Here is a 17560-nt window from a genome sequence, read left to right on the forward strand (position 1 = left end):
TGCTTTTGAGGCAAACTTCCTTTGGCGGAGGTTGTTCCACTCAACACGTCAATTCACGGCTGTATGGGCGTCGCGGCCGGCATCGGATGCCAGGTTCCGCTCAATCACATTGGTAGGTTACGCGCGCCCTATCGAACCGGCGCGCGGCGATATCTTCCTTGCGCATGATCACGTAATAGGCGCCCGGTTGCGGGATGCCCGCATGGCGGTCGACGCCGATCTGCAGGACAAGCTGCCAATCGCCGGCGGATTTCAACAGCTCCTTTGCGGCATCCGTTTCCCAGGCCTCCCCCCTGCCACAGTTCACACCATTGGCGGCCAGCTGACTGCAGGCCTGGAGGCCGTTCTGCAGCGTCTGTGGGAAGCCGCCGAGTTGATGATTGTCGCGATCGATCGCATCGGGCGTGCCGAACTGCTCCAGCCATTCCTGATAGGCTTCGAGCGCCTCGTCGTCATCGAGCGGAAAGGCATCCCACGATTTATCGTTGGGCGGGATCGGCGTCAGAACGGTTCGGGCCGATATGCGCGCGGCTCGAAAAATGCATGTCCATTCATCGGAAGAAATCGAAGACAGCGCCGCGGGGAATGGCACCCGGACGAGTTCGGCATGGGGCGTCTTGTCCCATATTACCTGCCACCCCACCGAAGCCTCGGGGGTGAAATCTTCCGGCTGCTCCCAGAAATCATAAAATACCAGCAGGCGGCCTTCGCTGGGAAAGGCCGGGTCGAACCCTTCTTCCTTGCTGAGTTCGAAAAGATCGACCTGAGCAAAGAAGGCCAGCGGGAATTCCGCTTCGATGGAATCGGCCCTCGCCTTGTATTCGCGGCTGAAGCGGTCGCCCTGTTCCGGCGTCATCCAGGAGCGTGGCTTTCTGGAATCCGCGAGAAGACGGTCGGCTTCCTTGCGATGTCCCTCGGCTCTCTGACCTGCATCCGGATAAGGCGGTCTTGTCGGCCACGCGCTCCCGCGCGGCAGATCGGGCCGACCGCCGATCTTGGATGCTCCGAGCGAAATCGCATCCTCGTCGCTCTCGGCCGTGGCCAGGAGAATGGCGGGTCGCGCCTGCGCGGCGAGACGGAATATGACGCCATCAGGCAGATCGGTTTCGTACAAGGAGAGAAAAAGGGCCTCACGATTTGCCGGTAGAGATATTGCCGCCATGCGCTAAAAGATTCCCTGACTGTTTCAAATCCGGAACCTATCGGGCGGTTGAGAGCGCATCAATGCTTCGATCCATACTCCTCACGATCGCACTGTCGGCTTGCGCCGCATGCCTCGCCTCCTGGAGCATCGAGACCGATCGCTCGACACCAGACAAGCACGGCCTGTTCGAAATCCGTGAGGAGGCCAGACGCTTTATCGCGCAGGAGAACGCCAAAAGACTTGAGCAGTGGGACGTGCTGGAACCCAACGCGAAGGTGCTGGTTCCTCGCTGCGCGGTGCCGCTTCTGGCTCAATGGATGCCGAAAAGCCTCGGCCGCTCGAAAGCCAGTGTGACGGTGATATGCTCAGCCGCCGTGCCGAACGGCGTGATGAAGCGGTGGGATGTGCATGTACCGGTGGAGCGGAAACCTGCCCGCCCGTAGAGGAAGCAGGCTAACATTTGAGATATTGATGAAATTCTCGCGATTATACAAAGGCCACCGGACGTGAACCCACCGATAGAATTGTGCTCCTATCCCGGACTCGACGAGCGGATCGTGATCGTCAGGGCAGGAGACGAGGTGGATGCCGTGTTTGTCAGAACCGAGAGGTTCAACGTCCTGATCGATACGCTCGGTACCCCTGAGCTTTGCCGGACGGCGCTGGATCTGCTTGAGGAAAAACCCGCGCCCCGCCCGCTGATCGTCGTCAATTCGCATATGGATTGGGATCACTTCTGGGGAAACGCCGCCATTGCAGGGCGTGCTCCCATCATCGCACATGCCGCAGCACTCGACCGTCTGCGCGATCCCGCGACACAGCAGATCCTGACGGACAAGGCCGGCGAGGAATCGCGGTTTCGCGATGTGCAGCTCATCGGTCCCGACATCACTTTCTCCGGCTCGATGGTTCTGAATGGCGGCGATCTGACGCTGGAACTCATTCACACGCCGGGACACACGCCCGACCACCTCGCCGTCTGGATTCCCGAATTGCGCATCTGCCTGGCCGTCGACGCGGTGGAATATCCCATTCCCGAGGTCTGGAGCAGAAGTGCAGATGATCTTCGCCTGATCCGCTCCTCGCTCGAGCGTATCCGCGACCTTGATGCGAGGCTGGTCATCCCTGCGCACGGCAGGACGTCCTCCCCTTCGACGGTCGATGAGAACCTCGCCTATTTCGAGACCCTGGCCGATCGTGTCGGATCCTTGAGCGAGAGCCGGCTCGCGGACACTCAACTCGGCAGTGCAAGCGGGTTCAGGCTCGAAGACTTCGTTGCCATTCCGGACGACATGCCTTCAGATACTTTGGTGTTCTACCGGAACTGCCATGAGACAAATCTCGGCGCCACGGTTCAGGCTCATATCGAAAAACGGAAATCCGCATAGATCTGTCGCCTAGGGAGGCCATGACGTGAAGTTGTTGGAGGGCGGGCGGACCGGGCAGATCTGGCGCGACGGCAATAGCGTGATCCGACCATCAGGCGCATGGACGCCGACGGTGCATCGGTTTTTGCGCCATCTCAGGAATAGAGGCTTCCGGGCAGCGCCGGAACCCATCGCGATATCAGCCGAAGGCGAGGAAGTCGTCAGCTACGTCGCCGGGCGCGTCTGCGAAGACCTCAGCGATCCCTTTGTCGGATCGGAGCGCATGCTGATATCGGCAGCGAGGCTTCTGCGCGAGTTTCATTCTGCCTCCGAAGGTTTTCTGGAAGCGGATGGCGAGATCAAGGCATGGATGCTGCCGCCGCGGGAGCCGCGGGAGATCGTCTGCCATGCAGACTTTGCGCCCTATAACGTCGCCACCGTAGATCACGAGGCTGTCGGGATCATCGACTTCGACACCGCTCATCCCGCGCCGCGCCTGTGGGATCTCGCCTATGCAGTCTATCGCTGGGCGCCCCTCTCCGATCCCGCCAATCCGGCGGTCGCCTTCGGCCTCGACGAGCAGTTGCGGCGGGCGGAAATCTTCTGCACCGCCTATGGAGCGACGGTGGAAGAACGGCGCCGGCTTCCGGAGATGATCTGCAGGCGGCTTCAAGCCCTCGTCGACTTCATGCTGGCAAGTGCCGCAGCCGGAGACGAGACCTTTGCCGAGGATGTCGCGGCGGGAGACGCACGCCTCTATCTGAACGACATCGGCTATGTCGGCATGCACCGGGATCGGCTTTTGAAAAGGCTGTCCTGACTAAAGCGCGTCGCGATCTTTCAGATTCGCTGCTTGCGCTTTAGCTCTTTATTTTCGCGCATGTCGTTGCGGCAAAAGCGCTTTGCGCTTTGCCTGGAAAAACCGCTGCACACTTTTGAGCGACATGTTTTAAAGCCACTTCCTCCGGCGGAAGAAGGTGAACAGGCTGAGGCAAAGGACGCCGATGACGCCGAGCACCGCGAAATAGCCGTACTGGAATTTCAGTTCCGGCATGTCGTCAAAATTCATGCCGTAGATGCCGGCGATCGCGGTCGGAACGGCGAGGATCGCCGCCCAGGCGGCGAGCTTGCGGGCAATCGCGGTCTGTTCCGTCTGGCCGATCATGACGCTCGCCTCGAAGGCGAAGGCCAGCACCTCGCGCAGCGCGTCGATATCTTCCTGCACCCGACGCACATGATCGGTCACATCGCGAAACAGCGACTGCAGCGTCGGATCCATGCCGGGAAGGTCGATGTGCTCGTATCGCCGGCAGACATCCACCAGTGGCACCACGGCGTTGCGCAGCCGCAAGAGCTTGCGCCGCAACAGGTAAAGCCGTTCGATGTCGGATTTTTCCAACTGTTCGCGCAGCACCAGATCCTCGAGCTTCTCGACCTCCTCCTGCACGACCTCGATGACCGGCATGTAGTTGTCGACGATGAAATCGAGGATGGAATAAAGGATGTAGTTCTCGCCATGGGCAAGTGCGGTAGGCGTCGCCTCGCATCGCTGCCTGACTGCCAGGTAGGAAGAGGACTCTCCATGGCGAACCGAGACGACATAGCCGCGGCCGACGAACAGATGCGTTTCGCCGAAGATGATCTCGCCATCCTTCATATGGGCGGTACGGGCGACGATGAACATCGCATCCCCGTAAATCTCCAGCTTCGGGCGCTGATGGGGCTGCGCCGCATCCTCGATCGCCAGCGGATGGAGATTGAACTCGGCCTGCACCTGGTGCAGCAGCACTTCATCCGGCTCATGCAGGCCGATCCAGACGATGGCATTCTCCCGGCTGCGCCATTCGCCGGCTTCTTCTATCCTGATGTCGCGAATGCGCTGCCCGTGCTGGTATACGGCGGCAGCCACCACGCCCCGCCGCTCATGCCGCGGCGATGCAGAGCCGCTGCCGGCCTGCGGGGAAACACTGTCCGGATCCTTCAACCGTTCCAAATCCTGCCGTCCTCCATTTCCAGACATGGCCCCGCCACGGCCGGCCTCCTCGCCGATCCGCGTCGTGGCGATCATAATGCTATTTCACCCAATATGCATCCGCCTTGGTGGAAGCCCATTCGGCGCAGGACGGCATCAAGTATCGGTGGAAATATCGTCCCAGTCTTGATCCATGTAGCCGATCAGCCAATTGAGGGTGTAGTGGCGTTCGTAAACGACGCCCTTGTTCAATCCCGCCGGCGGCTCCTCGCCCTTCAGCCGCGCGTTCACCGCAGCCCAGTCGTAGCGGTAGATCAGGTCGGCAGCGTCAAGCAGCTCTTTCTGCGGGCGCAGCTTGGCGCGGCGCATCAGCCCGTCTGTTCCCAGTTCACGGAGCGTGTTCGCGATCAACGGAACATCGCAAATATGGTCCGGACGTTCGAGCTCAGGCGTTATGCCGAGCGCCCACAACATGACATGCACGCCTTCGTAGCGCCAGGTGAAGTTCACCCGATCCTGCTCCGATGGATCGGGATCGTCCATGAACGCTCGTTCCTTGGGGGTCAAGAAACTTGCCGCATCGAACTGCCGAATGAGGGTCTGGCCCATCGCGTGATCGCCGGTCTCGCCTTTCACGGCAACGATAGCAAGCGCGATAGCACGCTGAACGACAGCTTTGTTATCACGGCGGCGGCTGGCGCTCTCGGCCTCGATCGTCGGCAGATGATCGATGGTCGGCACGCCTTCCGACTGAAGCTGGGCGATAGACCGGGCTTTGCGGGCCTGCGCCTCGTCCGGGGCTTGAGAAACGGCCGCCTGCACCGGAAGGATCAATGCAAGAAGGACTGAAAATATGCGCTTCATCATTACTGGCTCCTGTCATCCCTGACGACTATCGATAGGCGTTTTCCTGTCTGAGCGAGATCATGAACACGCAAGGGGCGGCGAGTTTCCGGAAAACTGGTAAACGGCCCTGTTACCTTCCGGAACACATCGTTAAATTTTTTTCGTTACAAAGGGATAACGTCAAGCCGGTATGACGCCGGGACCGTTCGATGAGGACTTTAATGCGTCGTCCAAACATAAAAACGAGTTTGCTGTTGATCTTCAGCGGCATCGCCCTCCTTTTCGGTCTTGTCGCTTATCTCGCCGTCGATGGTCTTCGAAATACCAACGGTTCCACCGAGGAAATCGCCACCCGCTGGCTGCCGAGCGTGCAGGCTTCGCAGGCGATCAATCTCAACATGACGAATTTGCGCCTCGCCTACCGCGATCACGTCATCGCGCAGACCGAGGCGGAGAAAAAGACGCGCGAAGAGTCCATTGCCGTCGCCGAGAATGCCATTCGCAGATCGGTGGACGCCTACCTTCCGCTTGCTTCGTCCGACCACGAGCGCGAGCTGATCAAGACGATCAAGGAGAGCGTTGAGGGCTACATCGCCAGCAGCTCGCAATTGCTCGCCCTTTCGCGCGCCAACAAGACCGAGGAAGCCGGGCAATATCTGGGCGCTGGGATGCGCTCCTACTCGGACACGCTGAAGGAAGCGACGGCGAGCCTCGTCGAGCTGGATGTCAGCGGCAGCAACAAGGCTGCCGAACTCAGCAAGGAAACCTTCGCCTCGATAGAATTCTACCTTCTTGCCGCGATCGGATTTGCGGGATTGCTCGTTCTCGGCGCAGTCGCCTTCGTGCTGAAGAGCATCGCCAACCCGATCACCGGCATCACCGTCTCGATGCGGCGCCTGGCCGAGGGGGACACCGGCTCGGAAATCCCCTTTGCCGACCGCGCCGATGAGGTCGGCTCGATGGCTGCGGCAGTAGAGATCTTCCGTCGAGCGGCGATCACGAACAAGCGGCTGGCGCTGGAATCCGAAGAAAACCGCAACAAGGCGGAGGCCGATTGCGTTGCCGCCCAAAAGCAGGCGGAAGAAGACGCTTCGGAGCGGCTGCGCATTGCCACCTCGGGTCTTGCCGCCGGTTTGAAGCGGCTCGCCGCGGGCGACCTCGCCTTCCAGCTCAACGAGGCCTTCGCTCCCGATTTCGAGGCGCTGCGCCACGACTTCAACCAGTCGGTAGCACAGCTCGGCGCGACGTTGAGAGCAATTTCCGAAAGCATCGGCACGATCGACGAAGGCACGCGAGAAATTTCTTCCGGCGCCAGCGATCTTTCCAAGCGCACGGAGCAGCAGGCAGCCTCGCTCGAGGAGACGGCCGCCGCGCTGGAACAGATCACCGCGAACGTGTCGAATTCCAGCAAGCGGACCGAGGAGACGCGCACGGTCGCCACAGAAGCAAATCGCAGCGCCGGGATCTCCGCAGAAGTCGTCTCCCATGCAGAGGAAGCGATGGAACGCATCGAGACCTCGTCGCAGCAGATTTCCAACATTATCAGCGTCATCGACGAAATCGCATTCCAGACCAACCTTCTGGCCCTGAATGCCGGCGTCGAGGCGGCGAGAGCCGGTGAGGCCGGCAAGGGTTTTGCCGTCGTTGCCCAGGAAGTGCGCGAACTCGCCCAGCGCTCCGCGAGCGCTGCCAAGGAAATCAAGGGCCTGATCCAGAACTCCTCAAAGGAGGTGGAAAGCGGCGTCAAGCTGGTGCGCGATACCGGCCAGGCCTTGAAGACCATCGGCGGCTTCATCACCCAGATCAATCATCATATGGATTCGATCGCCACGTCTGCGAAAGAGCAGTCGATCGGATTGAGCGAAGTGAACGTCGCGGTCAATCAGATGGACCAGACCACACAACAGAACGCAGCGATGGTGGAACAGTCGACGGCAGCATCCGACTCGCTCGCGCAGGAAGCCCAGAAGCTTCGCGAGTTGATCGCCCAGTTCAGGCTCGACGATGCGGCCCACGGCCAGTCGGCAGCTCTTCGCTCGACGGCGAGGACGATGGCGCAACCGACAGCCCGCGCGGCCATCCATGCGGTGGCGGCACGCCGCTGAACAGGGGCGAATGACGGATCCCTGCCCTGACGGCAGCTCACGCAAACATAATATGAAGGCGCCCGGCCAGTACCGGGCGCCTTCCTTTCGTCATGACGCGAAGGCCGGATTGCGCCGCGCGCCCATTCTCAGCACGAAATAGATCGCTCCGCCGATGGCGACGCCGAAGAACCAGCCATAGGTGCCCCACCAGTCCGGCAGGATCGAGGTGAAGGTCGGCAGGATCGAGGAAAACAGTGCGCCCACCGCAAATGCGATGAAGGCATTGCCGTGCCATCCATTCTGGAACCGGAATTCGCCATTCTCGTGGTAGAGCGCTTCGACGTTCAGCTGGCTCTTTCGGATGAGGTAGTAATCTACCATCATGATGCCGAAAATCGGCCCCATCGTCGATCCGATGAAATTGACGAAATGCGCCGCACCCGTCTCCCAGGGAGCAAACGGATAGAGCACGAGCGCGATCAGCGCGGCGATGTATCCCCCGCGTTTGAAGTTGATCTGACGCGGGAAGACATTGGCGAAATCGAAGGCCGGCGACACGAAGTTCGCCACGACGTTGATGCCGAGCGTGGCGACCGCGAATGTCAACGCGGCAAGCAGCGCCAGGAACCAGCTATCAAATTTCGCCGATATCATTTCCGGATGCAGCAGCACCTCGCCATAGACGGTGAAGGCCGCCGTGGTCGTGACACCCGCAACAAGGCAGAAGGCCAGGAGATTGATCGGCAGCCCCCAGAGATTGCCTTTCCTGAGCGCCTTTTCGCTCGTCGCATAACGCGAGAAATCGCAGAAGTTTAGGTAGAGCGCTGCGAAATAGGTGATCCAGGTGGCGGCCACCGCGGCAAGCGCCGCAAACGAGCCGGGCTCGCCCGGCACGCCGGCATCCTTGGTCTTTTCGATCAGCACATCGCGCGGGATTTCCGAACCGAACGAGAAGGTGCCCGACTTGACGACCAGATAGACGGCCAGGATCAGCATCATGATCCAGACGGCGGGGCCGGCCCAATCCTGGAATTTGCGAACCGTTTCCATCCCCCGCTGAATGATCAGCAGCTGCAGCGCCCAGACGATGACGTAGCAGATGAGTTCGAGGGTCGAGTGGCCGAGCATGTGGCTGTTCTGATGGAAGGCGAGCAGGCTCTCGTTCCTGATCAGGAGGGCGACGATCGCGCCGGATGCGGCGGCGGTCTGCGCTCCGTACCAGAAGCAGGCGACCACCGCCCGGACCAGTGCCGGAACATTGGCGCCGAAGGTACCGAAGGAGGCCCGCGCCAGAACCGGAAAGGGTACGCCGGTGCGCACGCCGGCATTGCCGACCAGACTCATCAGAAAGAAGATCACCAGGGAGCCGATGCCGATGGCGATGACGAAATTGACGAAGCTGCCGCACAGCAGGAACAGGCTCGCCGCCAGATAATAGCCCCACAGGCTGTGGACATCAGACGTCCAGACGTTGAAGATGCTGAATGCACCCCATTTGCGCTCCGCGGCGGGTGCAAGGTCCTCGTTATACAACGAGGGAGACGGATCTCGAATGCTCATGAATGCCCTCCCATATCCCCTGTGGCGACTCGACCACGGGAGGAAGTCTGCGCTTCATTTAGGCATCTGACAATTTAATAGTCACATTGTACACAATGCTGATGACCATACTGTACAGATGCCTCCGGGCAGCGCCGCGGACAAGCGGTGGGCCGCCGCCTATCGAGCGGCGGCGACCCGTCCGGCCAGTCGAAACGGACTTGCGACCGCCGCCCCGGCAGCATCGAAGACGAAGGCGCCGACGTCGCCGGCGCTCTGGCGTCGGCCGCTCTCGAAGGAGGCGAGCTGGGCGCCGAACTTGGCAAGCGATGCATAGCGATCGTGCCCCAGCCCGTCGGATGCCTCGATCGACGTGATGTCGATGACCCGAAGCCTTTCCTTCATGGCAGCCTCCTCGATGACGGGATCATTGATATCGAGACGCCCGACGCGCGGGCGCTCTCCCGCGATGAAGCTCGATGCCACGAGCGCCCGATCATCCTTCGAAACAAGAAGGGAGATCGGGATCGGCATCTGGCCGATATCCGTGAGCTGGGAACGGAACACGTCGACGTCGATATCGGGGGCGGCGAGCACCACGGCCAGCTTACCGACGACCTCGTCGCGATGCTGCAGCTTGAGCTGCCGTACCGTTTCCATCACCAGGAATCCGCCCATGCTGTGTCCGAACAGGATGATGCGCTTCACCTTGCCCGAGGCCGAAAGCGACGTGACGAGAGAGTCGAGTTCGCTGCGCGAGGAAAGCGCGGCATCGCGGTCGGCGACATATCCCGCGACGGATGCGGCCGAAGGCCAGGAAAACAGGATCGGGGCGCCCGGTATCTTGGCGTCCGCGGCGATCTGGGCGGTGCGATAAAGCGCCTCCTGATAACTGTAGTTGTAGCCGTGCACGAAGATGCCGATGGTGCCGTCGGGTTGCACGGAGCCCAGCGCCTGCTTCACGAAGGCGTCCTTCGGCAACGGCTTGCGCTCGACGACGGCAAATTGCCGTTCCGGATCCGGCTTCGCCGTCGGGTAGACGATGGCGGTATCCTTCCTGCCGGGCGGAACCGAAAACGTGTATTGCTCGTATGTCATGTTCGCGGCCCATGTGCCGCCAAATCCGCCCCGTACGCTATCGGGCGCTCTGTTGGTCGCGGCAAGGACGTTCACCCGATCCGGAACCGTTTCGGCATGAACAGGCTCACTGAGATGAACGGGCTTCAAGACTTCAGGCGATGGTCTCGTGGCGCAGCCTGCAAGCACCGCCAGGCCGATCGCGACTATAATGGCAGAGCCGGCCTTTGGCAGCCTTTGACAGTACCATTCCCTCATCGATTTGTTCCCCTGGAAACCGAGCGATGCAGCCGCCGACGCGGCGGCTGCATTTGAAAGCCGTCAAAGCCCGTCCTCATGCTTCCGCCGCGGCGTCGGCCCGAACCCCCTCATCCCTCGGGATTCTGAACCAGGCGACGTAGAGCGCCGGCAGGAACAGCAGGGTCAGCGCGGTTCCGATGACGATGCCGCCCATCATGGCGTAGGCCATCGGCCCCCAGAAGATCTCGCGCGAGATCGGGATCAGCGCGAGGGTTGCGGCCGCCGCCGTCAACATGATCGGCCGCATCCGGTGTTCCGTCGCCTCGATGACCGCCTGCCACGCCGCAACACCTTCGGCGCGCAGATGTTCGATCTGCACGACCAGGATGACCGAGTTGCGGATCAGGATGCCGATCAGCGCCAAAATGCCGAGGATCGCGACGAAGCCCATGGGGGCATTGCTCAGCAGGAGCGCCGCGACCACGCCGATCAGCGCCGTCGGCGCCACCGCGAAGACCAGGAAGAGGCGGCTGAAGCTCTGCAGCTGGATCATCAGGATCGTCGCCATCGTAAACAGCATCAGCGGTGCCACGGCCGCGATCGGCCCCTGGGCTTCGGCGCTGGATTCGACCGCGCCGCCGACTTCCACCTTGTATCCGACGGGAAGGTTCTTCTGGAACTCTTCGACCTTCGGTTTCAGCTGCTCGACGATCGTGGCCGGCTGCGTCGAACCGATGACGGCTGCCTTGAGGGTGATGGTCGGTTGCCGGTCGCGACGCCAGATCGTCGGCTGCTCGAGCTCGTAGCGGAAGTTCGCCACCGCCGACAGAGGCACGACCTTGCCGTTGGAGGTGGAGAGCTGCAGGTTCTGCAACGTCTGGATGGAGTCGCGCTCGGATGCCCTGGCCCGCCCGACGACGTTGACCAGGTAGATGTCGTCACGGATCTGCGTTGCCGTCGAGCCTTCGACGATGCCGTTGAGAGCGGTTGCGATGTCCTCGGAGGAGACGCCGAGCTGGCGCGCCTTGTCCTGCAGGACATCGACCTTCACCACGCGGGAGGGCTCGTTCCAGTCCAGGACCATATTCGACAGCAGCGGATGTGAACCGACGACGCCGGCAAACTGCTGGGAAATGTCGCGCACCTTCTGAATGTCGGGGCCGCTGATGCGGTACTGAACCGGCTTGCCCACCGGCGGGCCGATGTCGAGAAGCTTGACGAAGGCGTCGGTGCCGGGGAAGGTCTTTGTCAGATAGGCCTGCAGATCGGCCCGCACCTTGTCGCGCACCTCGAGCCCCTTGGTGACGATCACCGTCTGCCCGAACGACACATCCGGCGTCTGCACGTCGAAGGACAGGATGAAGCGCGGCGCGCCCTGGCCGACATAGGTCGTCCAGTGGTCGATGTCCTTGTTGCCGGCCAGCATATCCTTCTCGAACTTGGCCATCTGCCGGTTGGTCTCGGCGATCGAGCTGTTGTGCGGCAGATTCCAGTCGATGACGAGCTCGGTTCTGTCCGAATTCGGGAAGAACTGCTGTTGCACCAGGCCCATGCCGCCGACCGAAAGGGCGAAGACGCCGACCGTCAGCACGATGGTGATCCAGCGCCAGCGCATGGCGAGCTTCAGCAGCCAGGAGAAGATGGCGGCGAAGCGCCCCTTCTTCTCGTGATGCGACTTCATCGTCTTCGGCAGGATGGTGACGCCGAGGAGCGGCGTGAACAGCACCGCCACGATCCAGGAAACGACCAGCGAAACCGCAATCACCACGAACAGCGTGAAGGTGAATTCGCCGGCGGCGCTGTTGTTGAGACCGACGGGGATGAAGCCCGCGACGGTGACGAGCGTTCCCGTCAGCATCGGAAAAGCCGTCGATGTATAGACGTGGGTCGCCGCCTTCCTGAGATCGTCGCCCGCCTCCAGGCGTGCCACCATCATCTCCACGGCGATCATGGCGTCGTCGACGAGCAGCCCGAGCGCAATGATGAGTGCGCCGAGCGAGATGCGCTGCAGCGAGATGCCGGAATATTCCATCACCACGAAGGTGATGGCGAGCACGAGGGGGATGGAGATCGCCACCACCATGCCGGCGCGCAGGCCGAGGCTGATGAAGCTGATGACGAGAACGATGACGATCGCTTCGAAGAGCGCGCGGGTGAAGCCCGAAACGGCTTCGTCGACGACATGCGGCTGGTCGGATACGCGGTGGACATCGACGCCGATCGGAAGATCGGCAACGACGCGTTTCATCTGCGCGTCGAGCCCCTCGCCGAATTCCAGAAGATTGGCGCCCTGCTTCATGCCGATGGCAAGCCCGATCGCCGGCTCGCCGTTGAAGCGGAACAGCGCTGACGGCGGATCGACGTAGCCGCGCGTGATCGTGGCGACGTCGGTCAGCGGGAAGAAGCGGTCGTTGATGCGCAGGTTGATCGACCGCAGGCTTTCCTCAGATGTGAACTGTCCGCTCACCCGCAAGGCGATGCGCTCCGGACCGGCATCGACGAAGCCGGACTGCGTGACGGCATTCTGGGCCTGCAGGGTCTGGATGACCGACTGCTGGTCGATGCCAAGCGCTGCGATCTGGCGGGTGGAGAATTCCAGATAAATCGCCTCGTCCTGCGCGCCGATCACGTCGACCTTGCCGACATCGGGCACGGTCAGGACTTCGGAGCGGGCGTTTTCCACCAGATCGCGAAGCTGGCGCTGGGTCAGCCCGTCGCTGGTGAAGGCATAAATGTTGCCGAACACGTCGCCGAAACGATCGTTGTAGAAGGGCCCGACGACGCCGCTCGGGAAATCGCCCTTGATGTCGGCGATCATGTTGCGGATGCGCAGCCAGGTCGGCGCGACATCTTTTGCTTTGGTCGTCGGCAGCAGTTCGACGAAGACGGTCGTCTGGCCGGCAACGGTCTGGCTCTTGGTGTAGTCGAGCGATTCCAGCTCCTGCAGCTTCTTCTCGATCCGGTCGGTCACCTGCCGCGTCACCTCCTCTGCGGAAGCGCCGGGCCACTGGGCGGTGATCACCATCGTCTTGATCGTGAAATTCGGATCTTCTTCACGGCCGAGGTTCAGGTAGGAAAAGGCGCCTGCGAGAATGAAGACGATCATGAGGTACCAGACGAGCGAACGGTGTTCGAGCGCCCAGTCGGAAAGATTGAAGGACTTCACTGGCTGATCTCCTGGTCGATCCTGATGGCCTGGCCATCTTCAAGTTTATGCACGCCGGCCACGACCACCCTGTCTCCGGGGACAAGCCCTTCCGTGACGCGGACGGTGCCGCCGTCGACGACGTCGCCCGCGATCTTCACGCGGCGCAGCGACACCTTCTTGCCGGGCACATCGACGATCCAGACGCTCGGGCCGTCGCTGCCGGCAAGGATGGCCGAGGACGGCAGCACGATCTCCGGCTCCGCCGCGATGGTTGCAGCGGCAGTGATAACCGAGCCGAGCCGGAACGCTTCAGGCGGATCGGCGAGCGCGATTTTGGTTCTGCTGGTGCGGGTGGCGGTCTCCGCCTCCGGCGCGATCTCGCGCACGACCCCCGAGGTGCGGATTGTCGGATCGAGCTGCAGCGTCACTTCGAAGGGCGCGCCGATCTTCAGTTTCTGAGCGGCTGCCTGCGGCACGTCGACGACGGCGTCGCGTTTGTCCGGCCGGGCGATGGTCACCACCGTCTGGCCGGCCGACACGACCTGCCCGACCTCGGCCGACGTCGCCGTCACAACCCCATCGAATTCCGCCCGCAGCTGCGCATAGCCCAGCTGCTCCTTGGCCTTGTCGAGATTGGCCTGTGCCTTGGCGACGGCGGCCGCGGCCGTCCGCCTCGCCTGCTCGGCCTCTTCGAGCGAGGCTGCCGTGCCCGAGCGCGTTTCCACCAGCGCGCGCTGGCGCTGCTCGGTGGTCACCGCGTTTCTAAGCTGGGCATCGCTGTTTTCCACATCGGACTGGGCGCTGCGCACGGCAAGCTCCAGCGCCACCGGATCGATGGCGGCCACGACGTCACCCTTCTTGACGATATCGCCGACATTGACGTTGCGGGCAATCATTCGCCCGAGAATCCGGAAGCCGAGTTCGGTCTCGATCGTCGGTTCGATCGTTCCAGTCAGGCTGAGGCTCGTGGCCGGCGTCTGCCTGACTGTCGTCGACAGCACCGGACGAGGCGTGTCCGCCCTCTCTTCTGCCTTCGGCGCGCAGGAGGAGATGAGGGCCGTGCCTAGCATAAGTGCGACTATCTTTAGACGAATACTCACTTGGAAGCTTCCTTAACGTAAGACACGATCTCACCGGGCCTGAGGAACTTGGTGCCGTCGGTCACCACGACCTCTCCTGCCGACAGGCCCGACTTCACGACGAAGCTGCCGGTCTCGTAGCCGGCGACGTCGATCGCCCTGGCCGAAACGACGGAGGATGCCGGATCGACGATCCAGACGGCCGGCTTGCGGTCCTTCGAGGTCATTGCCGACCAGGGCAGCTGGATGACGTCCTGCGAGAGGTAGTTGAACCGCCCGACGACGGGAGCGCCCAGCGGAATGGGAGCATCGCTCGATATCGCGACCTTGACCTTGATGGTGCCGGTGGCGGAATCGATCGTCGGCGAGATCTCACGCACTTTCGCCGTGATCTTCTGTGTCGGATCCGACAACAGAGTTACCGTGCCGTCACCATCGATCGGACGCAGGAAGGCGCTTTCCACCACCTCGAAGACGGCATCGCGGTCGCCATCATGGGCAAGGGTGAAGACGACCTGGGCGGCCTGCGCCACCTGCCCGACCTCGGCATTGCGGGCGGTGATTACCCCGTCGGCGTCCGCCTTCAGCTCGGTGTAGGACAGGCTGTCCTGGGCGGTTTCGAAGAGCGCCTGCGCCGATTTCGTCGATGCCTGCGCCGTCAGAAGCGCCTCCTGTGCCTGGTCGAGCGCCGCACGGGTCGTCACCTGCGTTCGAAACAGGCTCTGCTGGCGGTCGAATGCAAGCTGCGCCTGGGTCTGCTGCGCCTCGGCCGACTGAAGATTGGCCGCGGCTACATCCAGGTCGGCCTTCTGCTCTTGCGGATCGATGCGCGCGAGAAGCTGCCCCGCTTTCACGGACTGTCCGACCTCGACCAGCCGCTCGATGATCTTGCCGCTGACGCGGAAGGACAGATCGGTCTGGACACGCGCCCGCACCTCTCCCGTGATCGCACCGCCCTGAACCAGCGGCTCAGGCTTGGCGACGACGACACCGACCTGCCGCGGGCTCGGTTCGGTCGGCCCGCTCTCATCGCTGCATGATCCGAGACCGATGGCGCATACGATCGCTGTGGCGATCAGAATGGTTCTCATAGTTGACCTCTTGCTCTCAACGGCAGCTCCTATATAATTGACTGACGCATTAGTCAATGAAACTTTGCGCCGCGGGGAAGAGGGCGCACGCAACAAAGGGGAGGCAGGAAATGGCAACTCAGAAGAAGCTCACGCGGGCGGAACAGAAGGCCCTGCGGCCCGTCCAGATTCTGGATGCGGCCTTCGAGGAATTCGTCAGAAGCGGTTTCGCCGGCACGCGCGTGGAAGACATCGCCGACAGGGTCGGCGTCACCAAGGGCACGGTCTATGTCTACTTCGAGACGAAGGAAAAGCTCTTCGAAGCCATGATCAACCACTTCTCCGTGCCGTTTCAGGAACTGCTGGCGATCGCCGATCGGCTCAGCGGCAGCGCTACCGACAGGCTGATTTCCATTCTCGGCCTCTTCTACGAACAAATTCCCGAGGACCGCGCAACGCGTGAGTTGACGCGGTTGGTCATCTCGGAGGGGCAGCGTTTCCCCGACCTGATCGATCGCCACCACGATCAGTTCATTGCGCCGATCATCGCCAAGATCGACGCCCTGATCCTCGAGGGCGTGGCGTCGGGCGAGTTTCGCCCCATTCCGGTGGAATTCTCCGACATCGTGGTCGCGCCCATTCTGACAACGACGGTTCTGCGGCTGATATTCGACGACCGCCGCGTGCCCACTCCCAACAAGGAGGCCTTCCTGCGGACCTATTTCGACCTGCTGTTCAACGGTCTGCTCGCCAAGCCTCACTGATCGGCAATGGCTCCCGGCGCCCGCATTCGTCGTTCGTTTGCGGCAGCGCTGCAGCCGGTTTTCGCCGAAAGCGGAAAAATAGGCTGCGAGGCACGTAGATTTTCTGAAGTTTTTATGTGAAAACATCGAGTTAGCTAGCGCCTTCAAAGGCGCCACCTCAATTCGCGACGGAAGAAAGTGGAACGCAAAGTCAATCTCAAGGATGTCGCGCGCGACGCTGATGTATCGCTGAGCACGGCCTCGCACGCGCTGAACGGAACCGCGCCGCTGACCATCGAAGTGCGCGAAAGGGTTCTGGATTCGGCCAAACGCCTGGGTTACCTCGACCGCCGAAGAACGAAGGCGACGATTGCCGCCTTGCGTGTGTTGCTTCTCGCCATACCGGGCGATGCTGCTCCGGAGAGCGACCTCAACCTGGTGAGCTGGACAATCCTCAACGGCCTTAGAAAGGAGTGCGAGCGCCGCGGCATCCGAATCGTGCCTTTCGTCAGCACCGGCCGGCGCATCGACGGCGCTGAGGTCCGGCAGATCGCGCTTGCGGAGCACGCCGACGGCATCGTGGTCCTGAACGACGATCAGCCGGAACTGATCCGCAGTCTCGCTTCGGCCGATATGCCCGTCGTCATCGTCAACGGCGAGGATCCGACCATGCTGGTCGATACGGTGACACCCGAAAACCGCTTCGGCGCCCGGCTCGGCATCGAGCACCTGCTGGCGCTCGGACATCGCCGCATCCTGCACCTGACCTGGAAGGGGCGCACGACCATCCAGCGCCGATATGACGGCTTCTCCGATGCCTATTTCGCCGCTCAGCTTCCGGTGCCCGAGGAGATGCTCGTCGAGGCCGAGGGATATGAGCCCCGGCATGGCGAAGCTGCCATCAATGCGCTGCTCGATCGCGATCCGACGATGAAAGGCGCCACCGCCGTCTTCTGCGCCGCCGACAACCTGGCGCTCGGCTGCCTGAAAGCACTGGCCGATCGCGACATCCGCGTGCCCGAGGCGATCTCGGTCCTCGGCTTCGACGACATCGTTCCCGGCGAATTCAGCCGCCCGCCGCTTTCGACGGTCCGCGTGCCCACCGACAAGCTCGGCGCCGCGGCGCTCGCGCTTATCGAACAGAGGCTGATCGCCAACGACCCCCAACGGCCGGCCCATCGCCTGGAGCTCGGATGCCATCTCGTCCTGCGCGGCAGCGTCGCACCGCCTGGTTAAACCGCCGGGAGG

Annotated in this window: 14 protein-coding genes; 6 read left to right on the top strand and 8 right to left on the bottom strand. The window is 62.0% G+C overall.

All coding sequences use genetic code 11. The annotated features are described in order from the left end of the window. Positions 1-100: 100 nt before the first annotated feature. Positions 101-1162: a DUF1963 domain-containing protein gene (locus CO671_RS22220; RefSeq protein WP_097607753.1), complete on the bottom strand. Its 1062-nt coding sequence runs from the start codon at positions 1160-1162 to the stop codon at positions 101-103. 62 nt (positions 1163-1224) lie between these two features. Between CO671_RS22220 and CO671_RS22225 the strand changes: the two genes are divergently transcribed. From CO671_RS22225 to CO671_RS22235, 3 genes are all read left to right on the top strand, one after another. Next, positions 1225-1587: a hypothetical protein gene (locus CO671_RS22225; protein WP_097607754.1), complete on the top strand. Its 363-nt coding sequence runs from the start codon at positions 1225-1227 to the stop codon at positions 1585-1587. A gap of 63 nt (positions 1588-1650) precedes the next feature. Beyond that, a complete protein-coding gene (locus CO671_RS22230) occupies positions 1651-2532 on the top strand; it encodes an MBL fold metallo-hydrolase (protein ID WP_097607755.1) in 882 nt (293 codons plus the stop codon). A 25-nt stretch (positions 2533-2557) separates the two neighbouring features. Then, positions 2558-3331 (top strand): aminoglycoside phosphotransferase family protein, encoded by a 774-nt coding sequence (locus tag CO671_RS22235; protein ID WP_097607756.1) that lies wholly within the window; start codon positions 2558-2560, stop codon positions 3329-3331. 129 nt (positions 3332-3460) lie between these two features. Here the strand turns inward: CO671_RS22235 and CO671_RS22240 are convergent, their stop codons facing one another. Together CO671_RS22240 and CO671_RS22245 are read right to left on the bottom strand one after the other, a co-directional pair. Beyond that, a complete protein-coding gene (locus tag CO671_RS22240; RefSeq protein ID WP_097607807.1) occupies positions 3461-4504 on the bottom strand; it encodes a magnesium and cobalt transport protein CorA in 1044 nt (347 codons plus the stop codon). Positions 4505-4639: 135 nt separating this feature from the next. Further along, the gene (locus CO671_RS22245) at positions 4640-5350 is read right to left on the bottom strand and encodes a DUF4272 domain-containing protein (RefSeq protein WP_097607757.1); all 711 of its coding nucleotides are present in this window, start codon (positions 5348-5350) and stop codon (positions 4640-4642) included. 200 nt (positions 5351-5550) lie between these two features. On the opposite strand from CO671_RS22245, the gene CO671_RS22250 reads away from it, so the two are divergent. Continuing rightward, entirely contained in the window at positions 5551-7434 is a 1884-nt protein-coding gene (locus CO671_RS22250) for a HAMP domain-containing methyl-accepting chemotaxis protein (protein WP_097607758.1), read from the top strand. 90 nt (positions 7435-7524) lie between these two features. On the opposite strand, the gene CO671_RS22255 is transcribed toward CO671_RS22250, so the two are convergent. The 5 genes from CO671_RS22255 to CO671_RS22275 all read right to left on the bottom strand — a co-directional run bounded on the left by CO671_RS22255 (position 7525) and on the right by CO671_RS22275 (position 15590). Then, the gene (locus CO671_RS22255; protein ID WP_097607759.1) at positions 7525-8976 is read right to left on the bottom strand and encodes an NCS1 family nucleobase:cation symporter-1; all 1452 of its coding nucleotides are present in this window, start codon (positions 8974-8976) and stop codon (positions 7525-7527) included. 159 nt (positions 8977-9135) lie between these two features. Next, positions 9136-10290, bottom strand: a complete 1155-nt coding sequence (locus CO671_RS22260) for an alpha/beta fold hydrolase (RefSeq protein ID WP_097607760.1) — start codon at positions 10288-10290, stop codon at positions 9136-9138. A gap of 76 nt (positions 10291-10366) precedes the next feature. Beyond that, positions 10367-13438, bottom strand: a complete 3072-nt coding sequence (locus CO671_RS22265; protein WP_097607761.1) for an efflux RND transporter permease subunit — start codon at positions 13436-13438, stop codon at positions 10367-10369. Beyond that, on the bottom strand, positions 13435-14520 hold the full coding sequence (locus tag CO671_RS22270) for an efflux RND transporter periplasmic adaptor subunit (RefSeq protein WP_097607762.1): 1086 nt from the start codon (positions 14518-14520) through the stop codon (positions 13435-13437). Before CO671_RS22270 ends, CO671_RS22265 begins: the two co-directional genes overlap by 4 nt. Beyond that, the gene (locus CO671_RS22275) at positions 14517-15590 is read right to left on the bottom strand and encodes an efflux RND transporter periplasmic adaptor subunit (RefSeq protein WP_097607763.1); all 1074 of its coding nucleotides are present in this window, start codon (positions 15588-15590) and stop codon (positions 14517-14519) included. Before CO671_RS22275 ends, CO671_RS22270 begins: the two co-directional genes overlap by 4 nt. 110 nt (positions 15591-15700) lie before the next feature. Here CO671_RS22275 and CO671_RS22280 point away from each other — a divergent pair, with 110 nt between their 5' ends. Beyond that, entirely contained in the window at positions 15701-16333 is a 633-nt protein-coding gene (locus CO671_RS22280; RefSeq protein WP_097607764.1) for a TetR/AcrR family transcriptional regulator, read from the top strand. Between the two features lie 177 nt (positions 16334-16510). After that, the gene (locus CO671_RS22285) at positions 16511-17548 is read left to right on the top strand and encodes a LacI family DNA-binding transcriptional regulator (protein ID WP_097607765.1); all 1038 of its coding nucleotides are present in this window, start codon (positions 16511-16513) and stop codon (positions 17546-17548) included. The last annotated feature ends 12 nt before the right edge of the window (positions 17549-17560 follow it).

It is taken from the genome of Rhizobium sp. M10 (assembly GCF_002531955.1).
Taxonomy (GTDB): domain Bacteria; phylum Pseudomonadota; class Alphaproteobacteria; order Rhizobiales; family Rhizobiaceae; genus Rhizobium; species Rhizobium etli_C.

Bases quoted from the DNA above. Each gene is read 5' to 3' on its own strand.
- CO671_RS22220 (WP_097607753.1), bottom strand. From the start codon at position 1,162: ATGGCGGCAATATCTCTACCGGCAAATCGTGAGGCCCTTTTTCTCTCC.
- CO671_RS22225 (WP_097607754.1), top strand. From the start codon at position 1,225: ATGCTTCGATCCATACTCCTCACGATCGCACTGTCGGCTTGCGCCGCA.
- CO671_RS22245 (WP_097607757.1), bottom strand. From the start codon at position 5,350: ATGATGAAGCGCATATTTTCAGTCCTTCTTGCATTGATCCTTCCGGTG.
- CO671_RS22250 (WP_097607758.1), top strand. From the start codon at position 5,551: ATGCGTCGTCCAAACATAAAAACGAGTTTGCTGTTGATCTTCAGCGGC.
- CO671_RS22255 (WP_097607759.1), bottom strand. From the start codon at position 8,976: ATGAGCATTCGAGATCCGTCTCCCTCGTTGTATAACGAGGACCTTGCA.
- CO671_RS22260 (WP_097607760.1), bottom strand. From the start codon at position 10,290: ATGAGGGAATGGTACTGTCAAAGGCTGCCAAAGGCCGGCTCTGCCATT.
- CO671_RS22275 (WP_097607763.1), bottom strand. From the start codon at position 15,590: ATGAGAACCATTCTGATCGCCACAGCGATCGTATGCGCCATCGGTCTC.
- CO671_RS22280 (WP_097607764.1), top strand. From the start codon at position 15,701: ATGGCAACTCAGAAGAAGCTCACGCGGGCGGAACAGAAGGCCCTGCGG.